We start from the raw sequence: 17,257 nt of genomic DNA, 5'->3' as shown, positions 1-17,257 counted from the left end.
TTATTCCTCTACCTGGACTTTTTCACCGGGGCGCGCATGTTGCAGGCCTTCGACCACAATGCGGTCACCGGCCTTTAAGCCACTGCTGACCACCCAACGGTCTTCGATTACAGCGCCCAGTTCCACCGGTTGCAGGCTCACGGTCTGTTCGGCATCAAGCAGCAACACCATGGGGATGCCGGCACTGTCACGGGTGATGGCGCGTTGCGGCACGCTGATGCCTTGCTTGTCGACGGCCTGTTCCAGGCGCACCCGCACGAAGCTGCCGGGCAGCAGGTCGAGGGTGGGGTTGGGGAATTCGCTGCGCAGGATGATCTGGCCGGTGCCGGGGTCGACGCTGATCTCGGCGAACAGCAACTTGCCTGGCAGCGGGTACAGGCTGCCATCGTCCTGGATCAAGGTGGCCTTGGCCTGGTCCTGGCCCACCTGTTTCAAGCTGCCGGCACGGAAGGCGCGGCGCAAGTCGTTGAGTTCACGGGTGGATTGGGTGAGGTCGGCGTGGATCGGGTTCAGTTGCTGGATGATCGCCAACGGCGTGGCTTCATTCAGGCCCACCAGCGCACCCTCGGTCACCAGCGCCCGACCGATGCGCCCCGAGATCGGCGCGGTAACGGTGGCATAACCCAGGTTCAGCCGGGCGCGCTCGACGGCGGCCTTGTTGGCGGCGACTTCGGCGTTGGTCTGGCGCACGGCGGCGCGGGCGTTGTCGTAGTCCTGGCCGCTGATGGCCTGGTCTTCCACCAGTTGGCTGTAGCGCTGTTCTTGCAGGCGCGCCTGGAACGCATTGGCCTGCGCCTTGCTCAGGTTGGCCTGGGCACTGTCCAGGTCAGCCTTGAAGGGGGCCGGGTCGATGCGAAACAGCACGTCGCCCTGTTTGACGTCATGGCCTTCGTTGAACGCCCGTTGCATCACCACACCCGCCACTCGCGCGCGCACCTCTGCAATGCGCGGCGCGGCGATGCGCCCACTCAGCTCGCTGCTGATGGACAGGGGCTTGGCTTGCAGGGTTTCGATACGGACTTTGGCCAGTGGCGCATCCGGCGCCTGGGCTGCGGAGTTGTCGCAGGCACTGAGGGCGAAGGTCAGGGCCAGCAGGCAAAACGGCGCAAACAGATTCTTCGACATGCTTATATCCCAATAATGACCGGTGCATCCTAAGGTCACTCAGGCAGGGGTGCTGTGAAGCTGTGTAGGAGGTGTGTGAAGAAATGTAAGGTGCGGCGCATAGTGCGCCGAGGATGTATATCCTTACAAAAAACTCGCAAACACCCAAGACGCCCACTGTAGGAGCGAGCTTGCTCGCGAAAAACCTGAGGACGCCGCGTTGCATCTGGTTTACCGCGTCATCGTTGGCGTTTTTCGCGAGCAAGCTCGCTCCTACATTGGGGTTTGTGTACTGCCCGTAACTGTATTTTTGGACGTACCCCCATGCCCAACATCCTCCTGGTGGAAGACGACGCCGCACTCTCCGAGCTGATTGCCAGCTATCTGGAGCGCAACGGCTACCACGTCAGCGTGCTCAGCCGTGGCGATCACGTTCGCGAGCGGGCCCGCAGCAACCCGCCGGACCTGGTGATCCTCGACCTGATGCTGCCGGGCCTCGACGGCCTGCAAGTGTGCCGCCTGCTGCGTGCCGACTCGGCCTGCCTGCCGATCCTGATGCTGACCGCCCGCGACGATAGCCACGACCAGGTGCTGGGCCTGGAAATGGGCGCCGACGACTACGTGACCAAACCCTGCGAGCCCCGCGTATTGCTGGCTCGTGTGCGCACCTTGTTGCGCCGCAGCAGTTTGTCCGAACCCCAACTGGCCAACGACCAGATCCTGATGGGCAACCTGTGCATCGATCTGTCGGAGCGCACCGTGACCTGGCGCGGCCAGCCGGTGGAGTTGTCCAGCGGCGAATACAACCTGCTGGTGGTGCTGGCGCGGCATGCCGGTGAAGTGCTCAGTCGCGATCAGATCCTGCAGCGCCTGCGCGGTATCGAATTCAACGGCACTGACCGTTCGGTGGATGTGGCCATCTCCAAGCTGCGCCGCAAGTTCGACGACAACGCCGGTGAAGCGCGCAAGATCAAGACCGTGTGGGGCAAGGGTTACCTGTTCAGCCGTTCCGAGTGGGAATACTGATCGATGTTTCGTGTGTTGCTGCGTCTCTACCTGATCACCATCGTCACCTACAGTGCGGCGATCTTCCTGATTCCCAAGCTGGTGATCCAACTGTTCGAGCACCGTTACCTGGACTACAACGTCGAGCAGTCCAGGGGGATGCAAAAGCTGATCGTCAAACAGTACCTGCGTGCGCCGGTGGAGCGCTGGTCGCAGATTACCGAGCAACTGAGCCAGGATTTTGCCCCGCTCAAAGTGCACCTGCTGCTGCGTCAGGACGCCAGCTATACCCCCGAAGAAGCACTACAACTGGCCCAGGGCAAGCCGGTGATCCGCCTGGGGGAGTGGGGCTGGGCAGAGGACATCAGCTCGCCGATCAACGACCAGTTCGTGGTCAAGCTGGTCATTCCGCCAGACCCCCTGGACATGAACCTGCTGTACTGGTCGATGAACGTGCTCATCGGCGCCGCATTGCTGGCGTGCCTGTTGATTTGGCTGCGTCCCCATTGGCGTGACCTGGAGCGGCTCAAGAGCACCGCCGCGCAACTGGGCAAGGGCAACCTGGGGGAGCGCACGCAGATTCCGTCCAGTTCCAACATCGGTAGCCTGGCGGCGGTATTCGACACCATGGCCGACGATATCGAGCACCTGCTCAACCAGCAGCGTGACCTGCTCAACGCGGTGTCCCATGAGTTGCGCACACCGCTGACGCGCCTGGATTTCGGCTTGGCCCTGGCGCTGTCCGAAGACTTGCCGCCCGCCAGCCGCGAGCGTTTGCAAAGCCTGGTGGCGCATATCCGCGAGTTGGATGAGCTGGTGCTGGAGCTGCTGTCCTACAGCCGCCTGCAAAACCCGGCGCAGCTGCCGGAGCGGGTGGAGGTGGTGCTGGATGAGTTTATCGATAGCGTGTTGGGCAGCGTCGATGACGAACTGGAAAACCCCGAAATCGTCATCGATGTGGCGCTCGATTGCGCCGTCGAGCGCTTCAGCCTGGACCCACGCCTGACGGCGCGAGCGTTGCAGAACCTGCTGCGCAATGCCACGCGTTATTGCGACAAGCGCATCCAGGTGGGCGTCAAGGTCGGCGCCGATGGTTGTGAAATCTGCGTGGACGACGATGGCATCGGCATCCCGCTGGACCAGCGCGAGCGCATCTTCGAGCCGTTCTACCGTCTCGACCGCAGCCGTGACCGCGCCACTGGGGGCTTCGGCCTGGGCCTGGCCATCAGTCGGCGCGCCTTGGCGGCCCAGGGCGGCAGCTTGACGGCGTTGGCGTCACCGCTGGGCGGCGCGCGTTTCCGGGTGTGGCTGCCCAGCATCGGTTGATCAGAGCACCTTGACCGCACGGCCGATGGCCTGGATCGGCCCAGTGGGTTTACCGGTGGGGGAGCCACGGGGGTCTTCCAGGGTCAGCTCGAACAACTGGTTGGGCGCGAGCGGCGGCAACTGGTCCAGCGGCACCGACAGCGTCTGCCCTGGTTTGACCAGCCCCAGGGACACCGGCGCTTGCCAGCCATCGCCCTTGGTCCAGAATTGCAGGGCCTTGTCGGCCGGTACTTCCATCACCCCCAACGGAATCAGTTGAATCTGCTGGTTGTGACTGGCCTGGATCACCCAGCCAGGCGCCTGGCTTTGGGGCGCCACCAGCACCACCACAAACGTTGGATCAGCCGTAGGCGGGCGGGTCAGCAGCAGTGCGCCCAGGACCAGCGTGGCCGCCAGCCCTGCGCCCGCCAAGCCACGCCACACAGCCAGCATGTCCCACCACCGCGTACGGGCCGTGGTGATGTTGCGCTCGATGCGCTGCCACAGCTGCGCCGAGGGCGGTACGGGTTCGGCCAGCGCGGTCAGCGGCAACAGGCGTTGCTCCCACGCGTCCACCGCTTTGCGTAGTTCGGCGTCGTGCGTTAGGCGTTGCTCCACCTCGCGGCGTTGTTCGGCGGGCAGGGTGCCCAGCACGTACTCGCTGGCCAGTTCGTCGAGTGTGTCGCTCATGCCATGCACTCCCGTAGCGCGGCGAGACTGCGTTTGATCCAGGCTTTGACAGTCCCCAGCGGGGTGCCCAGTTTCAACGCGATTTCGCTATGGGAATAACCGTCGACATAGGCATGCAGGATGCACGTTCGACGGGCCGGGTCGAGCTGCTCCAGGCAGGTGTGGACTTGCCCGGAGCGTGCGCTGAATTCAAAGGTTGCACCATCGCTCACTTGCTCGTGCTGCGCGTCCAGTGGCACCTCGCGGTACTGGTTGCGCACGGCATTGAGGGCCAGGTGACGGGTCACGGTGAACACCCAGCCACGGGCCGAGCCGCGACTGGGGTCAAAGCTTGCGGCACCGCGCCAGATCTTGAGGAATGCGTCGTGCACGATGTCTTCGGCCATGGCCCTGTCGCGGACAATACGCAAGGCCACGCCCAGCAAGTGGCTGCTTTCCTGTTGATACAAGCGGCGCAACGCCCGTTGATCACCACGGGCGCAGGCCAGCAAACAGGCTTCGTAGTCAAACACGCACATTCCCCAACGACCGAATCATCAGGCAGCGTAGTCGACTTTGCTCAATTGGCTGCCCAGAAGATGTAATCGGCCTGGTACTTCACCACTTCCTGCTTGCCCTTGTTGGCCGCCGTGCACTCGCTGCTCGGCGCCACGCCACCCTTGAGCGCGACGCGCTGGATGTAACTCACGCCACTCATGGCACCTTTGCCTTCGGCCGGGTTGGCCTTGACCAATTGGTAGGGCAGGTTGCCCGGGCTCGACGGCGCTACCGCCAACTGGGTGCCGGTGATTGTCGAACCGTCCTTGGCCTGCCAGGTGGCCGGTGGGCCAAAGTAGGTGCCCACTTGCTTGCCGCTGCGGTCATTCAATACGGCCTTGGGGCCGACGAAGGTCCACTCCACCTGGCCAGCGGCGTTGGCTTTGTCACGGCACTCGTAGGTGATTTCGCCGACGCCGGTGGTTTCCAGCGCTACTTTGTGGCCATCCGGCACCTTGATGCTGTCGGGCAAGCCGGTTTGGGCAAAGGCAGCCGGTGCGGCGAGCAGGCTGGCGAGGCAGAGCAATGCTTTGGCGTTCATGGTGTTTCTCCATTGGGTAGAACAGCAGGGTTGCTGCAGGGACTACCCATGGGCGCCAAAATTGGATGCAGGGTTGGCGAATAAATTGTTAAAAAAACAAAAAGATCTAAAGTCAGATCATATTGATATAAGTCGTTATAAGAAAAATCGCTATCCTGCCGCCAGAAATTTATAAGGCCGCAGGTAGCAGTAATGGATGTGGGTAATTTTGGTTTTGTGGTTGCGGGCCTGATCGTTGGTTTTATCGTGGGCATGACCGGTGTGGGTGGGGGCTCGTTGATGACCCCGATCCTGTTGTGGTTCGGCATCAACCCGGCCACTGCCGTGGGTACCGATTTGTTGTATGCCGCCATCACCAAGTCCGGTGGCGTGCTGGTGCACAGCAAGAACAAGAATATCGACTGGACCATCACCGGCTGGCTGACCCTGGGCAGCGTGCCCGCCGTGTTACTGACCCTGTGGTTCCTGGCCAGCCTGCACACCGACCCCAGCGCCATGAACGCGGTGATCAAGCAGGCCCTTGGCGTGGTGTTGCTGCTGACGGCCCTGGCGATCCTGTTCAAGAAAAGCCTGTTGGCCTTCGCCCAACGCCATGCCGGTGACGATTACCACATGAGCCCGCGCAACCTGAACGCGCTGACCGTGGTAACGGGCGCGGTGCTGGGCACCATGGTTGCCCTGACGTCCATTGGCGCCGGCGCCCTGGGCACCGTGGCGCTGTTTATCCTCTATCCGTTCCTGGCCACCCGCCGCCTGGTGGGCACCGAGATCGCCCACGCCGTACCCCTGACCCTGGTAGCGGGCCTGGGCCACGCCAGCATGGGCAACATGGACTGGCACTTGCTGGGCTTTTTGCTGATGGGCTCGTTGCCGGGGATTTATATCGGTAGCCATATGACGGGTAAGTTGCCGGATGGCGTGTTGCGTCCGTGCCTGGCGATCATGCTCATGGCCATCGGCTACAAACTCGCTTTTTAGAGGTGCACACCGTTCAAATGTGGGAGCGGCCTTACGTTTTCACCGGGCCATTGCCGATCTGCCACACAAACGGCGGCTCTGCCCCGTTGATCACCCAGTCCCCAACAATCCGCGCCTTGTAGATCACCGGGTTGTGCGACGACACCGTGCGCGCATTTCTCCAGTGCCGGTCCAGGGATTTGCCCTGGCGCACATCCGACGCCCCCAGCGCATTGAACAATTCACTGGTGGCCCGCTGGATCAACTGCGACACCACCACCTGCGCCGTGGCCGATTCAATCTCGGCGGCCACGTTGGCTTCACGTTCAACCACATCATCCCCGCCAAAGCGCGCCACGTAGGCTCGTTGTGCTGGCACCGTAGCCTTCAAGGCGCTGGCCTCGGCGGCATACACCAACGCGGCGACTTCACCGACCACCTGTTGAACCTGCGCATCCTGGCTGACGTGCGGCGCGTTGCCGTGGCTGTAGATGCGCTTGCGGCTACGTACCTGATGGGCAACGTCCCTCAGCGCGGCGCGACCGATACCGGCGAGGCTGGCCAGCAGCACCAACTGATAGAACGCGGTCTGGTATTTGAAACGGGTGGCAAAATCGATCACGTTTTCTGCTTCCACCACGGCATCGGTAAACCGCGAGGTGCCACTGCCGGTAGTGCGTTGGCCAAAACCGTCCCAGTCGTCGCTGTGCACCACGCCAGGCTGGCGGGCACGGGTGGCGGCGATCACGTCGCCACCGGTGTCGCTGCGCTGGGCGTACACATCGATCCAGTCGGCAAAAATGCTGCCGGTGCTGTAGAACTTTTCTCCATTGAGCTTCCACTTATCGCCGTCCGGGCTGACCTGGGTGACCACATCACCAATGGCCACGTTGCCGATCTCGGTCCAGGCGCAGCCGACGATATCGCCCTCCACAAAGCGCTTGAACCACAGGTCGCGCCCGGCACTCGGGGGCGCATTCAAGCGGTCTTCTACAAAGGCGAAGTGCCCGCGCAAGGCCTGGGGCACGTTGGAGTCGGCTTCGGCCAGTTCGATCAACAGTTCAAACAACTGGGGCAGGGAGGCGCCGCCACCGCCGTATTCCACCGGCACCCGCACCGCGCCAAAGCCCGCCTCTTTAAGCCACTGGATCGGCTCATGGGGCAGGGCGCGGGTTTGTTCGCGCTGCACCGCGCCCTCGGCGATGCGCTGGAAAATCGGCCGGAAGCGGGCGGCCAGGGTGGGGTAGTCGACGCCGGTGGACAGCGGGTTGATGACGTGGTGTTCGGTCATGGACAAGGCTCCTGGGCAGTGATCAATGCCATGGGTATTGCACACTCCGTGCCGGGTGCCTGCCCCCGTGTTTACGGGGTGAAAGCCCCACGCACTGTTGCCCTGGCAACAGTAGATCGACAAACCGTCTCGCTGCGCGACATCGGCCCCGGCCCGCTCGATCCGGGGCAACCCCCCAAGCATGGGCGTTTGCCCTGGCTGGCACGCTTGCTGCTCAAGCCCTGGGTACATTCCTTTTGTACGAGGTAACGTGCGATGAGTCAGCAGCCTGTGAAATTCGCCTATTGGGTGCCCAACGTCAGCGGTGGGCTGGTGGTCAGCAAGATCGAGCAGCGCACCCATTGGGGGATCGACTACAACCGCAAACTGGCGCAACTGGCAGAAGCCGCAGGCTTCGAATACGGCCTCACCCAGATCCGCTTCACCGCCGGCTACGGTGCCGAGAACCAGCATGAGTCCGTGGCGTTCAGCCATGCGTTGCTGGCGGCCACTACCAAGCTTAAGGTCATCGCCGCGATCCTGCCCGGCCCGTGGCAGCCGGCACTGGCCGCCAAGCAACTGGCGACCATCGACCAACTCACCAATGGCCGCATCGCGGTCAATATCGTCAGCGGTTGGTTCAAGGGCGAGTTCCAGGCCATCGGCGAGCACTGGCTGGAACACGACGAGCGCTATCGCCGTTCAGAAGAATTCATCCGCGCCCTCAAAGGCATCTGGACCCAGGACGACTTCACCTTCAAGGGCGACTTCTACCGCTTCAACAACTACACCCTCAAACCCAAGCCCCTCGGCCAGCCGGAAATGTTCCAGGGCGGTAGCTCGCGGGCCGCACGGGACATGGCGGCGCGGGTCTCCGATTGGTACTTCACCAACGGCAACACCCCGGAAGGCATCAAGGCTCAGGTCGATGACATTCGCGCCAAGGCCGCAGCGAATAACCATTCGGTCAAAGTTGGCGTAAACGCCTTTGTGATCGCCCGTGACACCGAAGAGGAAGCCCGCGCGGTGCTGGCTGAAATCATCGACAAGGCCGACCCGGAAGCGGTCAACGCGTTCGGTGATGCCGCCAGGCAAGCGGGCAAGGCTTCACCCGAAGGCGAGGGGAATTGGGCCAAGTCCAGCTTTGAAGACCTGGTGCAATACAACGACGGATTCAAGACCAACCTGATCGGCACACCACAGCAGATCGCCGAGCGGATCGTTGCGCTCAAGGCGGTGGGCGTGGACCTGGTGCTGGCGGGCTTTCTGCATTTTCAGGAAGAAGTGGAGTACTTCGGCAAGCGGGTGTTGCCGCTGGTGCGTGAGCTGGAAGCCAAGGCTGGGATCAAGCAGGTGGCGTGATCGACCCTGTGGGAGGGGGCTTGCCCCCGATGGCAGTGGGTCAGTGAAGCGTATTTGGCTGATACACCGCTATCGGGGGCAAGCCCCCTCCCACAAGGTTTCAGGTGAATCAGACAGTGGTTTGCAGGGTCAGCACTTCAAAGCCATCGGCGGTCACCGCCACGGTATGTTCCCACTGCGCCGATAGGCTGTTGTCCTTGGTCACCACGGTCCAGCCATCCTTCAGGCTGCGCACTTTGGCGCCGCCCTGGTTGAGCATCGGCTCCACGGTAAATACCATGCCTTCACGCAGTTCCAGCCCGGTGCCGGGGCGGCCGAAGTGCAGCACCTGGGGTTCTTCGTGCATCTGCCGGCCAATGCCATGGCCACAGTATTCACGCACCACGCTGTAGCCGTTGGCCTGGGCGTGGCTCTGGATCGCATGGCCGATATCCCCCAGACGGGCGCCGGGCCTGACCTGACGGATGCCGGCCCACATCGCTTCGAAGGTCTGCTCCACCAGGCGCCGCGCTTTGGGGGCCACGGTGCCGATCATGTACATCTTGCTGGCGTCGGCGATAAAACCGCCTTTTTCCAGGGTGATGTCGATGTTGATGATGTCGCCGTCCTTCAACACGTCTTTTGCGCTGGGCATGCCATGGCACACCACTTCGTTGATCGAGGTGTTGATGCAAAAGGGGTAGTCGTATTGGCCCAGGCTGGCAGGGCGGGCCTGGAGGTCGTTGCGGATAAAGGCTTCGACGGCAGCGTCCAGCTCCAGGGTGGAGCGGCCGGCGGCGACGAAGCCGTCGAGCATGGTGAAAACCTGGGCCAGCAGGCGCCCGGATTCACGCATCACGGCCAGTTGTGGGGCGGTCTTGATCATCAGCTGCGCCCCCGGATCAGGTCGGGTTTGTCCAACAACAGTTTGTTGATCAGCTCGTTGTAGGGCAGGTGCGGGTTCAGTTCGGCCAGCAGGCCGATCTTGATCCAGAACTCGGCCTGGGCGTTGATGGAGCGGTCCATCGCAGCGCTGGCCAGGCGCAGTTGTTCGTGCAGTTGGTCGGTGATCTTGACGATGCCCATGGGGTTCACTGTGCAGAGTGGGTATACGAAGCGTATACGTTTCGTATGGTGTGCGTAAACCTTTTGTTGACTGCTGCCGCTGAGGGCGGTTAATTTCGTGGCATGACCTTTCCAGCCTCGCGCAGCCAGCAGACCATTATTATTTCCGCCATTCCTCATTTGGCGGGATAGCACACGGCTGCACCCAAACCCGCCTTAGAGGCGGGTTTTGTTTTTCCGTCTCCAGGGCCCTTTGCATAACGCCAGGAGACACCCATGAACACCGCCGCCCCGGAACTGCTTGAACACTACGTAAAAAAGATCCTCGCCGCGCCGGTCTATGACCTGGCAGTGCGCACGCCCCTGCAAGCGGCGCCAGCGTTGTCGGCCCTGGTGGGCAATACGGTGTTGCTCAAGCGTGAAGACCTGCAGCCGACCTTTTCCTTCAAAATCCGTGGCGCCTACAACAAGCTGGTGCAGCTTGGCGATGCCGAAAAAGCCCGAGGGGTCGTGACGGCTTCGGCGGGTAACCATGCCCAGGGTGTGGCCCTGGCGGCCCGGGAGTTGGGGATCAAGGCGCGCATCGTCATGCCCTGCAGTACGCCGGAGTTGAAGGTGTTGGGTGTACGTTCCCGTGGCGCCGAAGCAGTGCTGCACGGGGAGAGCTTCCCGTTTGCGCTGGCCCATGCACTGCAACTGGCGCAGGCATCCGGCAGCACCTTTGTGTCGCCCTTCGACGACCCTCTGGTGATCGCTGGCCAAGGCACCGTGGCCATGGAGATCCTGCGCGAGCAACAGGGGCCGCTCGACGCCATCTTCGTGCCGGTGGGCGGCGGGGGGCTGATCGCCGGGATCGCGGCGTACGTCAAATACCTGCGGCCTGAGGTGCGCATCATCGGCGTCGAACCGCAAGGCTCGGCGTGCTTGCTGGCCGCCATGGAGGCGGGGGAACGGGTGGTGCTGCCCAGTGTGGACGGGTTTGCCGACGGCACGGCGGTGGCGCAGATCGGCGCCTACGGTTTTGAAATCTGCCGCGACTGGGTGGATGAAGTGCTCACCGTGAGCAATGACGAGTTGTGCAGTGCCATCAAGCTGATCTACGACGACACCCGTTCCATCACCGAACCGTCCGGCGCATTGGCGGTGGCGGGCCTGCGCAAGTACGTGGCGCGCATGGGCGTGCGTGGGCAAACCCTGGTGGCGGTCAATTCCGGCGCCAATATCAACTTCGATAGTTTGCGACATGTTGCCGAGCGAGTGGCGGCAAGTGCAGGGTTAACCGTTTAATCCCGGTTATTCGCCGACGATTAAACAACTCAATGTTTAAAACCTCGTTGGATATATAACAACGAGCGGCACTTATGAGGAAAAGTTACAACGCCGCCGGATTTTGCCGAGTAGGCTGATCCATGCAAGCGTCTTCCAAGGCTGGCAAGACGCGGCGGGCAAGCGCCTGCCACACCTATAACAATCGATTGGCAGTCTCATGAAAGGAGAGGTTGGCCATGCTTTCGGAACTGGAACTTCGCAGCATTATTGAAACAAGTTTCCTGCCCAAACGGTGCGAATGCACCAAAGCCGAAGATGCGTCGCTGACGATCAAGGTGTATGACGACCGCGACCGTGACCGGGTGGATTTGGAAGTCAAAGGTATAAACGCTGACAAACTCGACAGCAGTCGGGCCATTTGCAACCTGATTACCGGGTTGCGCGAAGACCTCAAGCACACCCATGCCCCTGTTTTGCAAAGAGTCGGGGGGCGCACCTACTACTAGGCACTGACCGAAAAGCTGTGGGCCTGGATAAACGCCAGGCCCGATACGGCTGCCCTGCGCACGCGGTTCAATTCTGGAACATGCAGGCGTCGGACAATTTTTTGTAACTCACGTACTGCACCGCGCCCGCTTTATCCAAAAACTTGATATCGGCCTTGATGACCTTGCACTCATCGGTCTGCGGCTCGTTCATGGAAATGACCTTCTCGACATCCATCGGCATGCCATAGCGGTAGGGCACAGGTTTTGAATCGGCTTGTGCCAGGCCCGATACCCCAACCAGTGCCAGGGCACTTGCCAGGAGCAGTGTTTGCAGTTTCATGGTGGTTCTCCAACAGAGGTTCGCGGGCCCATCAAGGTGATGGGCGGACGCTCTCACTGTTGTCCCCAGACATTAACCATGGATTAATTTTCGGGTTGCTGACAAAAGCTTCATGTTCGAAAGCTTTTTCCTACGCTATCGCCGAAGTTCTCCTACGAATTAACGGTTTTTTCAGCCCAGCTGATCGCGATAGGGCAGGTCTGGGCCGGTCTTGGTGCACGTCATGGCCGCCGCACGAATCGCAAACCCGAGCATCGCGTCGATCTGATCGCGGCTGAGTTGTTGCAGGCCTGCTATGGAGTCCAGCGATTGTTCGGTCAGCCAGGCAATCAAGGCCGCCTGGAAGGTGTCCCCGGCACCGACCGTATCGGCCATCACGACCTTGACGGCTGGCGCAGACCAACTGCCATGCTGGCGGCTGAACACCGTTGCGCCCTCGCCGCCACGGGTGAGGAACACCAACTGGCAACGGTGTTGCAGCCAGCCCTGCAGCACGCTTTCGGGGGACTGGTCGGGGTAGAGCAGGTGCAGGTCTTCGTCGCTGACCTTGATCAGGTCGGCATGCTGGACCAGTTGCGCCACGCGGTCGCGCCACAGCTGGATATCTGGCTGCGGGTTCAGGCGTACGTTGGGGTCGAGGCTGATCAGGCGCTTGCCGCTTTCGCGTTGAACCAGGCGCAACAGGGTGTCGCCAATCGGCTGCACCACCAGGGAAAACGAGCCGAAATGCAGGCCGCGAACCTCCGCGCCCAGTTCGGGCAGGTGGGGGGGTTCCAGCAGCCGGTCGGCGCAACCTTCGCCCCGGAAGTTGTACTGCGGCGAGCCATTGGCGCCCACGGCGACCATCGACAGCGTGGTGGGCGCGGCAAATTCCACCAGGAACTGCTCACTCACGCCTTCGTCCTTGAGCACCTGCAGCAGGCGGCGGCCCAGGAAGTCAGTCGAGAGGCCACCGAACAGCCCGGCCTCGATGCCCAGGCGGCGCAACCCCACCGCCACGTTGAACGGCGAGCCGCCGGCAATCGCCTTGTAGTTGACCCTGGAAGCCCGCCCGCTGGCATCTTCCTCGCTGAAAAAATCAAACAGCGCTTCACCACACACCAGATACATAGTCGCTCGCTCTTAAAGGGTTGCCACAAGCTGCTGGTAGCGCTCGTAGGCCTGTTGATAGGCGTTCACGCTGGCCGCCACGGGCAAGGTTCGGCTGGCCGGGTCGACGCTCACGCAGTTGTCGCACAGCTGGGCCAGAGGCTCGCCAGACTGACACCACGCCGCCTGGATCGCCGCGCCCAGGGCAGCGGCTTCGCTTTGTTCGGTGCAGATCACTTCGGTGTTCATGATATCGGCGACCATCTGCCGCCACACCGGGCTTTTCGAGCCGCCGCCGATCAGGCGGATACTTTGGCTTTGCAGGCCGGTCTGGCGCAGCAGGTCCAGGCCATAGCGCAGGCCGAAGGTGGTGCCTTCGACCACGGCGCGGCACAGGTTGGCGCGGGTCAGGTTGGTCATGGTCAGGCCGTGCACACTGCCGGTAGCGTGGGGCAGGGCGGGTACGCGTTCGCCGTTGAGGAACGGCAGCATGCTCACGCCGTCGGCGCCGATCGGGGCCTGTTCGACCAAGGCGTTGAACGTGGGCAGGTCCAGTTCGAACAGCTCGCGAATCACCCCGGTGGCGTTGGTCAGGTTCATGGTGCAGATCAGCGGCAACCAACCGCCACTGGAGGCGCAGAACGTGGCCACCGAGGCCTGGGGGCTCACATTGGGCTGATCGCTGAAGGCGTACACGGTGCCCGACGAGCCCAGGCTCATGGTGATGACCCCCGGCGCGATATTGCCGGTGCCGATGGCGCCCATCATGTTGTCGCCGCCACCACTGGAGACGATGGCGTTGGGGTTGATGCCCAGGCGTTCGGCGATGGCGGGCAGGATCGTGCCCACGCTTTGATCGGCCTCGATCAGCTGCGGCAAGGCGGCTTCCAGGCGGCCGCTGGGGTCGATGTGCTTGAGCAGTGCCACGTCCCACTCACGGCTGCGCACATTGAAATACCCGGTGCCCGATGCGTCGCCGTATTCGGCGACGGCGCGACCGGTGAGCCAGTAATTGAGGTAGTCATGGGGCAGCAGGATATGGGCGATGCGCGCAAAAATGTCCGGATGCTGTTCGCGGGTCCATAGCAGCTTGGACACCGTGTAGCCCGGTGCAATCGCTACCCCAAGCCGTTCCAGCGAGCCGCTTGCGCCGCCCAGGTGTTGCAACAGACGGTCGTTTTCAGCGCTGGTTTCGGTGTCGCACCACAGCTTGGCCGGGCGCAATACCTGGCCGCTGTCATCGAGCAACACCAGGCCGTGTTGCTGGCCGGAAACGCCGATGCCGAGAATGGCCTGGCCGTCTACGCCGGCCTGTTTCAAGGCGCGGTGGGTGGCTTGGGTAAAGGCATCGAGCCACTCTTGAGTGTCTTGCTCGCGACGGCCATTGGCGCCGCTGATCAGCGTATGGGCGGCGGCGCCCAGCCCCAACACCTTGCCGCTGGTAGCGTCGAGAACGATGGCCTTGGTGCCCTGGGTGCCGCAATCGATGCCGAGGAACAGGTTTTGCTGGGTCATGGTGGCGTGCTCAGCAGTACTATTTTTATGGATTGGTAACCCGATCAAAATGTGGGAGCGCGCTTGCTCGCGAATGCGGTGTTTCAGTTGATACTTACTTCACTGACCCACCGCATTCGCGAGCAAGCCCGCTCCCACAGTTTTAATTCGGTTTCTTCAGGAGTTGCACCAGCGTTGCAGTGACGCCATTGTCTCGCAAACTCACAAAACACCGCTCAAACGCTGCCACAAACTCAGGCGAATTGGGAATAGCCGTGCCAAAGATCTCTTCCACCCCCAGCAATCGCTTGCTGATCAAGGCGTCATCGCTGACCAGTCCCTGGCAGAACTCGGCCCGCGGATCGGGGATCTTATAGCTCACCCCGTTCTCATCCACCCCCTTCAAATACAACGCCCAAGCCGCCACCACCAGCGCCGCGCGTTCAGTCTCACGGCCATCGGCAATCAAGCGGTTGATGGTCGGCACGGTGAATTTTGGAAACTTCGACGACCCATCGGAGCACACCCGCTCCAACTGGTCGGCAATCGCCTGGTTGGAGAAACGGTCTACCAGGGTCTGCTTGTATTCGGTCAGGTCGATGCCGGGTACGGGGGCCAGGTTGGGCGTGACATCCAGGTCCATGTAGGCGCGCATGTAGGCCACGAACACCGGATCGTTCATGGTCTCGTGTACAAACCGATAACCCTTGAGAAACCCCAGGTAGGTCAGCGCCAGGTGGCTGCCATTGAGCAGGCCGATCTTCATCTCTTCATAGGGGGTGACGTCATCGGTGAACTGCACGCCGACCTTTTCCCAGGCCGGGCGGCCGTTGACGAACTTGTCTTCCAGCACCCACTGCACAAAGGGTTCGCACACCACCGGCCAGGCATCGTCAATGCCGTGCTCGTCATGCAGTTGCAGGCGGTGGGCCGTGCTGGTCATGGGCGTGATGCGGTCCACCATGGCATTGGGGAAGCTCACATTGGCCTTGATCCAGTCATGCAGCTCGGCGTTATGCAGGGCGGCAAACGCCAGCAGCGCCTTGCGTGTGACCGCGCCGTTGTGGGGCAGGTTATCGCAGGACATTACGGTAAACGCCGGGATGCCAGCGGCGCGGCGTTGGGTCAGTGCCGCGCAGATAAAGCCAAACACGGTCTTCGGCGCCTTGGGGTGCGTCAGGTCGTGCTGGATCTGCGGCAAGTGGGCCATGAACTCACCATTGCTGTCATCGATGCAGTAGCCGCCTTCGGTGATGGTCAGCGAAACGATGCGGATCTCGGGGCTGGCCAGCTTATCGATCAAGGCCTGGGCGCTGTCTTCGGCCAGCAGCATGTCGCTGATGGCGCCGATCACGCGCACTTCGGTGTCGTCGCTGTCGCCCAGTTCATACAGGGTGAACAGGTAGTCCTGGCCTGCCAGGTCGTCCCGGGCCTTGCGGTCCTCGGCACGCAGGCCGACGCCGCAGATGCTCCAGTCCAGGGCTTCGCCGGTGTTCATCAGCGCGTCGGTGTAATACGCCTGGTGCGCGCGGTGGAAACCGCCGACGCCGATATGGGCAATGCCCTGGGAGGTGGCGGTGTACACCGGCAGTTGCACTTCGGGCGCCAACTGAGTGAGGTTCTGTTTATTCAGTTTCATCACAACTCTCGCGAAATCAGGCGGCAGCGCGCAGTGGACGGGCCACGGCTACGCCGTCGGTATCGAACAGGTGGCAGTGCGCCGGGTCCAGGTGCAATTGCAGGGTTTCGCCGTATTGGCTGGCCATGTCGCCACGAATACGCATGGTCAACGGCTCGCCGTTGGCGGTGATGACATGGCAGAAGGTGTCGCTGCCCAGGCGTTCGCCGACGTCGGCGGTGACCGTGAGGGTGGTTTGGCCGGGTGAGGCGATCTCCAGGTGTTCCGGGCGAATGCCCAGGGTCACAGCGCTGCCGACGCTCAGGGTGGCGCCGCTCAACGGCAGGCTGACAGTAGTGCCGGCGTCCAGTTGCACGTCGCAACCTTGGCTTTCGACGCGGGTGACTTTGCCCTTGAGAAAACCCATTTTCGGCGTGCCGAGAAACCCTGCCACAAACAGGTTGGCCGGCTGGTGGTACAGCTCCAGCGGCGAGCCGACTTGCTCGATGCGCCCACTGTTGAGTACCACCACTTTGTCCGCCAGGGTCATGGCTTCGACCTGGTCGTGGGTCACGTAGATCATGGTGGCTTGCAGTTCTTTGTGCAGGCGCGCCAGTTCCAGGCGCATCTGCACGCGCAGGGCGGCGTCGAGGTTGGACAGTGGTTCGTCGAACAGGAAGATCTTCGGGTTGCGCACAATCGCCCGGCCGATGGCCACGCGCTGACGCTGGCCGCCGGAAAGTTGCTTGGGCTTGCGTTCCAGCAGCGGGCCCAGTTCGAGGATGCGCGCGGCTTCGTCAACTTTGCTTTGCACCAACTTTTTGTCGACGCCTGCCAGGTCCAGGGCGAACGACATGTTCTTGCGCACGCTCATGTGCGGGTACAGCGCATAGGTCTGGAACACCATGGCCAGGTCGCGCTTGGCCGGGGTCACTTCGGTGATGTCGCGACCGTCCAGTTCGATGGTGCCTTCGCTCACTTCCTCAAGGCCTGCGATCAAACGCAGCAGGGTGGATTTACCGCAGCCTGAGGGGCCGACGAAGACCACGAATTCCTTGTCGTTCACTTCCAGGTCGATGCCTTTGATGATCGAGAAACCTTCGAAGCCTTTTTGCAGATTCTTGATTTTCAGGTTGGCCATGAT

General features: G+C 62.0%; 18 protein-coding genes. 6 read left to right on the top strand and 12 right to left on the bottom strand.

Annotated elements, in window-relative coordinates:
• Positions 1 to 1,125: an efflux RND transporter periplasmic adaptor subunit gene (locus tag DYL59_RS05235; RefSeq protein WP_135288222.1), complete on the bottom strand. Its 1,125-nt coding sequence runs from the start codon at positions 1,123 to 1,125 to the stop codon at positions 1 to 3.
• 303 nt (positions 1,126 to 1,428) lie between these two features.
• On the opposite strand from DYL59_RS05235, the gene DYL59_RS05230 reads away from it, so the two are divergent.
• Positions 1,429 to 2,130: a response regulator gene (locus DYL59_RS05230; protein WP_135288221.1), complete on the top strand. Its 702-nt coding sequence runs from the start codon at positions 1,429 to 1,431 to the stop codon at positions 2,128 to 2,130.
• A 3-nt stretch (positions 2,131 to 2,133) separates the two neighbouring features.
• On the top strand, positions 2,134 to 3,435 hold the full coding sequence (locus DYL59_RS05225; protein ID WP_135288220.1) for an ATP-binding protein: 1,302 nt from the start codon (positions 2,134 to 2,136) through the stop codon (positions 3,433 to 3,435).
• Here DYL59_RS05225 and DYL59_RS05220 read toward each other — a convergent pair whose 3' ends face one another.
• From DYL59_RS05220 to DYL59_RS05210, 3 genes are read right to left on the bottom strand one after another with little or no spacing between them, the layout of a single operon-like run.
• The gene (locus DYL59_RS05220) at positions 3,436 to 4,104 is read right to left on the bottom strand and encodes an anti-sigma factor (protein WP_135288219.1); all 669 of its coding nucleotides are present in this window, start codon (positions 4,102 to 4,104) and stop codon (positions 3,436 to 3,438) included.
• Positions 4,101 to 4,622, bottom strand: a complete 522-nt coding sequence (locus tag DYL59_RS05215; RefSeq protein ID WP_135288218.1) for a sigma-70 family RNA polymerase sigma factor — start codon at positions 4,620 to 4,622, stop codon at positions 4,101 to 4,103. Before DYL59_RS05215 ends, DYL59_RS05220 begins: the two co-directional genes overlap by 4 nt.
• A gap of 41 nt (positions 4,623 to 4,663) precedes the next feature.
• On the bottom strand, positions 4,664 to 5,182 hold the full coding sequence (locus DYL59_RS05210; RefSeq protein ID WP_135288217.1) for a DUF3455 domain-containing protein: 519 nt from the start codon (positions 5,180 to 5,182) through the stop codon (positions 4,664 to 4,666).
• A gap of 192 nt (positions 5,183 to 5,374) precedes the next feature.
• On the opposite strand from DYL59_RS05210, the gene DYL59_RS05205 reads away from it, so the two are divergent.
• Positions 5,375 to 6,160, top strand: coding sequence for a sulfite exporter TauE/SafE family protein (locus tag DYL59_RS05205; RefSeq protein WP_135288216.1), 786 nt, complete (start codon positions 5,375 to 5,377; stop codon positions 6,158 to 6,160).
• Between the two features lie 31 nt (positions 6,161 to 6,191).
• On the opposite strand, the gene DYL59_RS05200 is transcribed toward DYL59_RS05205, so the two are convergent.
• Entirely contained in the window at positions 6,192 to 7,430 is a 1,239-nt protein-coding gene (locus DYL59_RS05200; RefSeq protein WP_135288215.1) for an acyl-CoA dehydrogenase family protein, read from the bottom strand.
• A gap of 255 nt (positions 7,431 to 7,685) precedes the next feature.
• On the opposite strand from DYL59_RS05200, the gene sfnG reads away from it, so the two are divergent.
• Positions 7,686 to 8,771 carry a dimethylsulfone monooxygenase SfnG gene (sfnG, locus tag DYL59_RS05195; RefSeq protein WP_135288214.1) on the top strand — a complete coding sequence of 362 codons (1,086 nt, stop codon included), beginning with the start codon at positions 7,686 to 7,688 and terminating at the stop codon, positions 8,769 to 8,771.
• 109 nt (positions 8,772 to 8,880) lie between these two features.
• On the opposite strand, the gene map is transcribed toward sfnG, so the two are convergent.
• Positions 8,881 to 9,636 (bottom strand): type I methionyl aminopeptidase, encoded by a 756-nt coding sequence (map, locus tag DYL59_RS05190; RefSeq protein ID WP_135288213.1) that lies wholly within the window; start codon positions 9,634 to 9,636, stop codon positions 8,881 to 8,883.
• Entirely contained in the window at positions 9,636 to 9,836 is a 201-nt protein-coding gene (locus DYL59_RS05185) for a ParD-like family protein (protein ID WP_003190946.1), read from the bottom strand. The genes map and DYL59_RS05185 overlap by 1 nt, the downstream gene beginning before the upstream one ends.
• A gap of 255 nt (positions 9,837 to 10,091) precedes the next feature.
• On the opposite strand from DYL59_RS05185, the gene ilvA reads away from it, so the two are divergent.
• Positions 10,092 to 11,102: a threonine ammonia-lyase, biosynthetic gene (ilvA, locus tag DYL59_RS05180; RefSeq protein ID WP_135288212.1), complete on the top strand. Its 1,011-nt coding sequence runs from the start codon at positions 10,092 to 10,094 to the stop codon at positions 11,100 to 11,102.
• Positions 11,103 to 11,320: 218 nt separating this feature from the next.
• Entirely contained in the window at positions 11,321 to 11,590 is a 270-nt protein-coding gene (locus tag DYL59_RS05175; protein WP_135288211.1) for a DUF1652 domain-containing protein, read from the top strand.
• Between the two features lie 67 nt (positions 11,591 to 11,657).
• Here the strand turns inward: DYL59_RS05175 and DYL59_RS05170 are convergent, their stop codons facing one another.
• From DYL59_RS05170 to DYL59_RS05150, 5 genes are all read right to left on the bottom strand, one after another.
• Positions 11,658 to 11,912, bottom strand: coding sequence for a DUF2790 domain-containing protein (locus DYL59_RS05170; protein WP_135288210.1), 255 nt, complete (start codon positions 11,910 to 11,912; stop codon positions 11,658 to 11,660).
• 171 nt (positions 11,913 to 12,083) lie between these two features.
• Positions 12,084 to 13,022: a carbohydrate kinase family protein gene (locus DYL59_RS05165; RefSeq protein ID WP_135288209.1), complete on the bottom strand. Its 939-nt coding sequence runs from the start codon at positions 13,020 to 13,022 to the stop codon at positions 12,084 to 12,086.
• Between the two features lie 12 nt (positions 13,023 to 13,034).
• Positions 13,035 to 14,516: a xylulokinase gene (gene xylB / locus DYL59_RS05160; protein WP_135288208.1), complete on the bottom strand. Its 1,482-nt coding sequence runs from the start codon at positions 14,514 to 14,516 to the stop codon at positions 13,035 to 13,037.
• Between the two features lie 142 nt (positions 14,517 to 14,658).
• A complete protein-coding gene (locus tag DYL59_RS05155) occupies positions 14,659 to 16,134 on the bottom strand; it encodes a mannitol dehydrogenase family protein (protein WP_135288207.1) in 1,476 nt (491 codons plus the stop codon).
• Positions 16,135 to 16,150: 16 nt separating this feature from the next.
• Complete coding sequence (locus tag DYL59_RS05150; protein ID WP_135288206.1) at positions 16,151 to 17,254, bottom strand: ABC transporter ATP-binding protein; 1,104 nt, start codon at positions 17,252 to 17,254, stop codon at positions 16,151 to 16,153.
• Between the last annotated feature and the right edge of the window lie 3 nt (positions 17,255 to 17,257).

The sequence above is a fragment of the Pseudomonas kairouanensis genome, assembly GCF_004682055.1.
Taxonomy (GTDB): Bacteria; Pseudomonadota; Gammaproteobacteria; order Pseudomonadales; family Pseudomonadaceae; genus Aquipseudomonas; species Aquipseudomonas kairouanensis.
Note: the sequence above shows the minus strand (reverse complement) of the source record. Positions and strands in the feature narration are given on the sequence as shown.

Excerpts from the sequence above, each read along its gene's own strand:
- DYL59_RS05235 (WP_135288222.1), bottom strand. The coding sequence starts at position 1,125 with ATGTCGAAGAATCTGTTTGCGCCGTTTTGCCTGCTGGCCCTGACCTTC.
- DYL59_RS05230 (WP_135288221.1), top strand. The coding sequence starts at position 1,429 with ATGCCCAACATCCTCCTGGTGGAAGACGACGCCGCACTCTCCGAGCTG.
- DYL59_RS05225 (WP_135288220.1), top strand. The coding sequence starts at position 2,134 with ATGTTTCGTGTGTTGCTGCGTCTCTACCTGATCACCATCGTCACCTAC.
- DYL59_RS05220 (WP_135288219.1), bottom strand. The coding sequence starts at position 4,104 with ATGAGCGACACACTCGACGAACTGGCCAGCGAGTACGTGCTGGGCACC.
- DYL59_RS05215 (WP_135288218.1), bottom strand. The coding sequence starts at position 4,622 with ATGTGCGTGTTTGACTACGAAGCCTGTTTGCTGGCCTGCGCCCGTGGT.
- DYL59_RS05210 (WP_135288217.1), bottom strand. The coding sequence starts at position 5,182 with ATGAACGCCAAAGCATTGCTCTGCCTCGCCAGCCTGCTCGCCGCACCG.
- DYL59_RS05205 (WP_135288216.1), top strand. The coding sequence starts at position 5,375 with ATGGATGTGGGTAATTTTGGTTTTGTGGTTGCGGGCCTGATCGTTGGT.
- DYL59_RS05200 (WP_135288215.1), bottom strand. The coding sequence starts at position 7,430 with ATGACCGAACACCACGTCATCAACCCGCTGTCCACCGGCGTCGACTAC.
- sfnG (WP_135288214.1), top strand. The coding sequence starts at position 7,686 with ATGAGTCAGCAGCCTGTGAAATTCGCCTATTGGGTGCCCAACGTCAGC.
- map (WP_135288213.1), bottom strand. The coding sequence starts at position 9,636 with ATGATCAAGACCGCCCCACAACTGGCCGTGATGCGTGAATCCGGGCGC.
- DYL59_RS05185 (WP_003190946.1), bottom strand. The coding sequence starts at position 9,836 with ATGGGCATCGTCAAGATCACCGACCAACTGCACGAACAACTGCGCCTG.
- ilvA (WP_135288212.1), top strand. The coding sequence starts at position 10,092 with ATGAACACCGCCGCCCCGGAACTGCTTGAACACTACGTAAAAAAGATC.
- DYL59_RS05175 (WP_135288211.1), top strand. The coding sequence starts at position 11,321 with ATGCTTTCGGAACTGGAACTTCGCAGCATTATTGAAACAAGTTTCCTG.
- DYL59_RS05170 (WP_135288210.1), bottom strand. The coding sequence starts at position 11,912 with ATGAAACTGCAAACACTGCTCCTGGCAAGTGCCCTGGCACTGGTTGGG.
- DYL59_RS05165 (WP_135288209.1), bottom strand. The coding sequence starts at position 13,022 with ATGTATCTGGTGTGTGGTGAAGCGCTGTTTGATTTTTTCAGCGAGGAA.
- xylB (WP_135288208.1), bottom strand. The coding sequence starts at position 14,516 with ATGACCCAGCAAAACCTGTTCCTCGGCATCGATTGCGGCACCCAGGGC.
- DYL59_RS05155 (WP_135288207.1), bottom strand. The coding sequence starts at position 16,134 with ATGAAACTGAATAAACAGAACCTCACTCAGTTGGCGCCCGAAGTGCAA.
- DYL59_RS05150 (WP_135288206.1), bottom strand. The coding sequence starts at position 17,254 with ATGGCCAACCTGAAAATCAAGAATCTGCAAAAAGGCTTCGAAGGTTTC.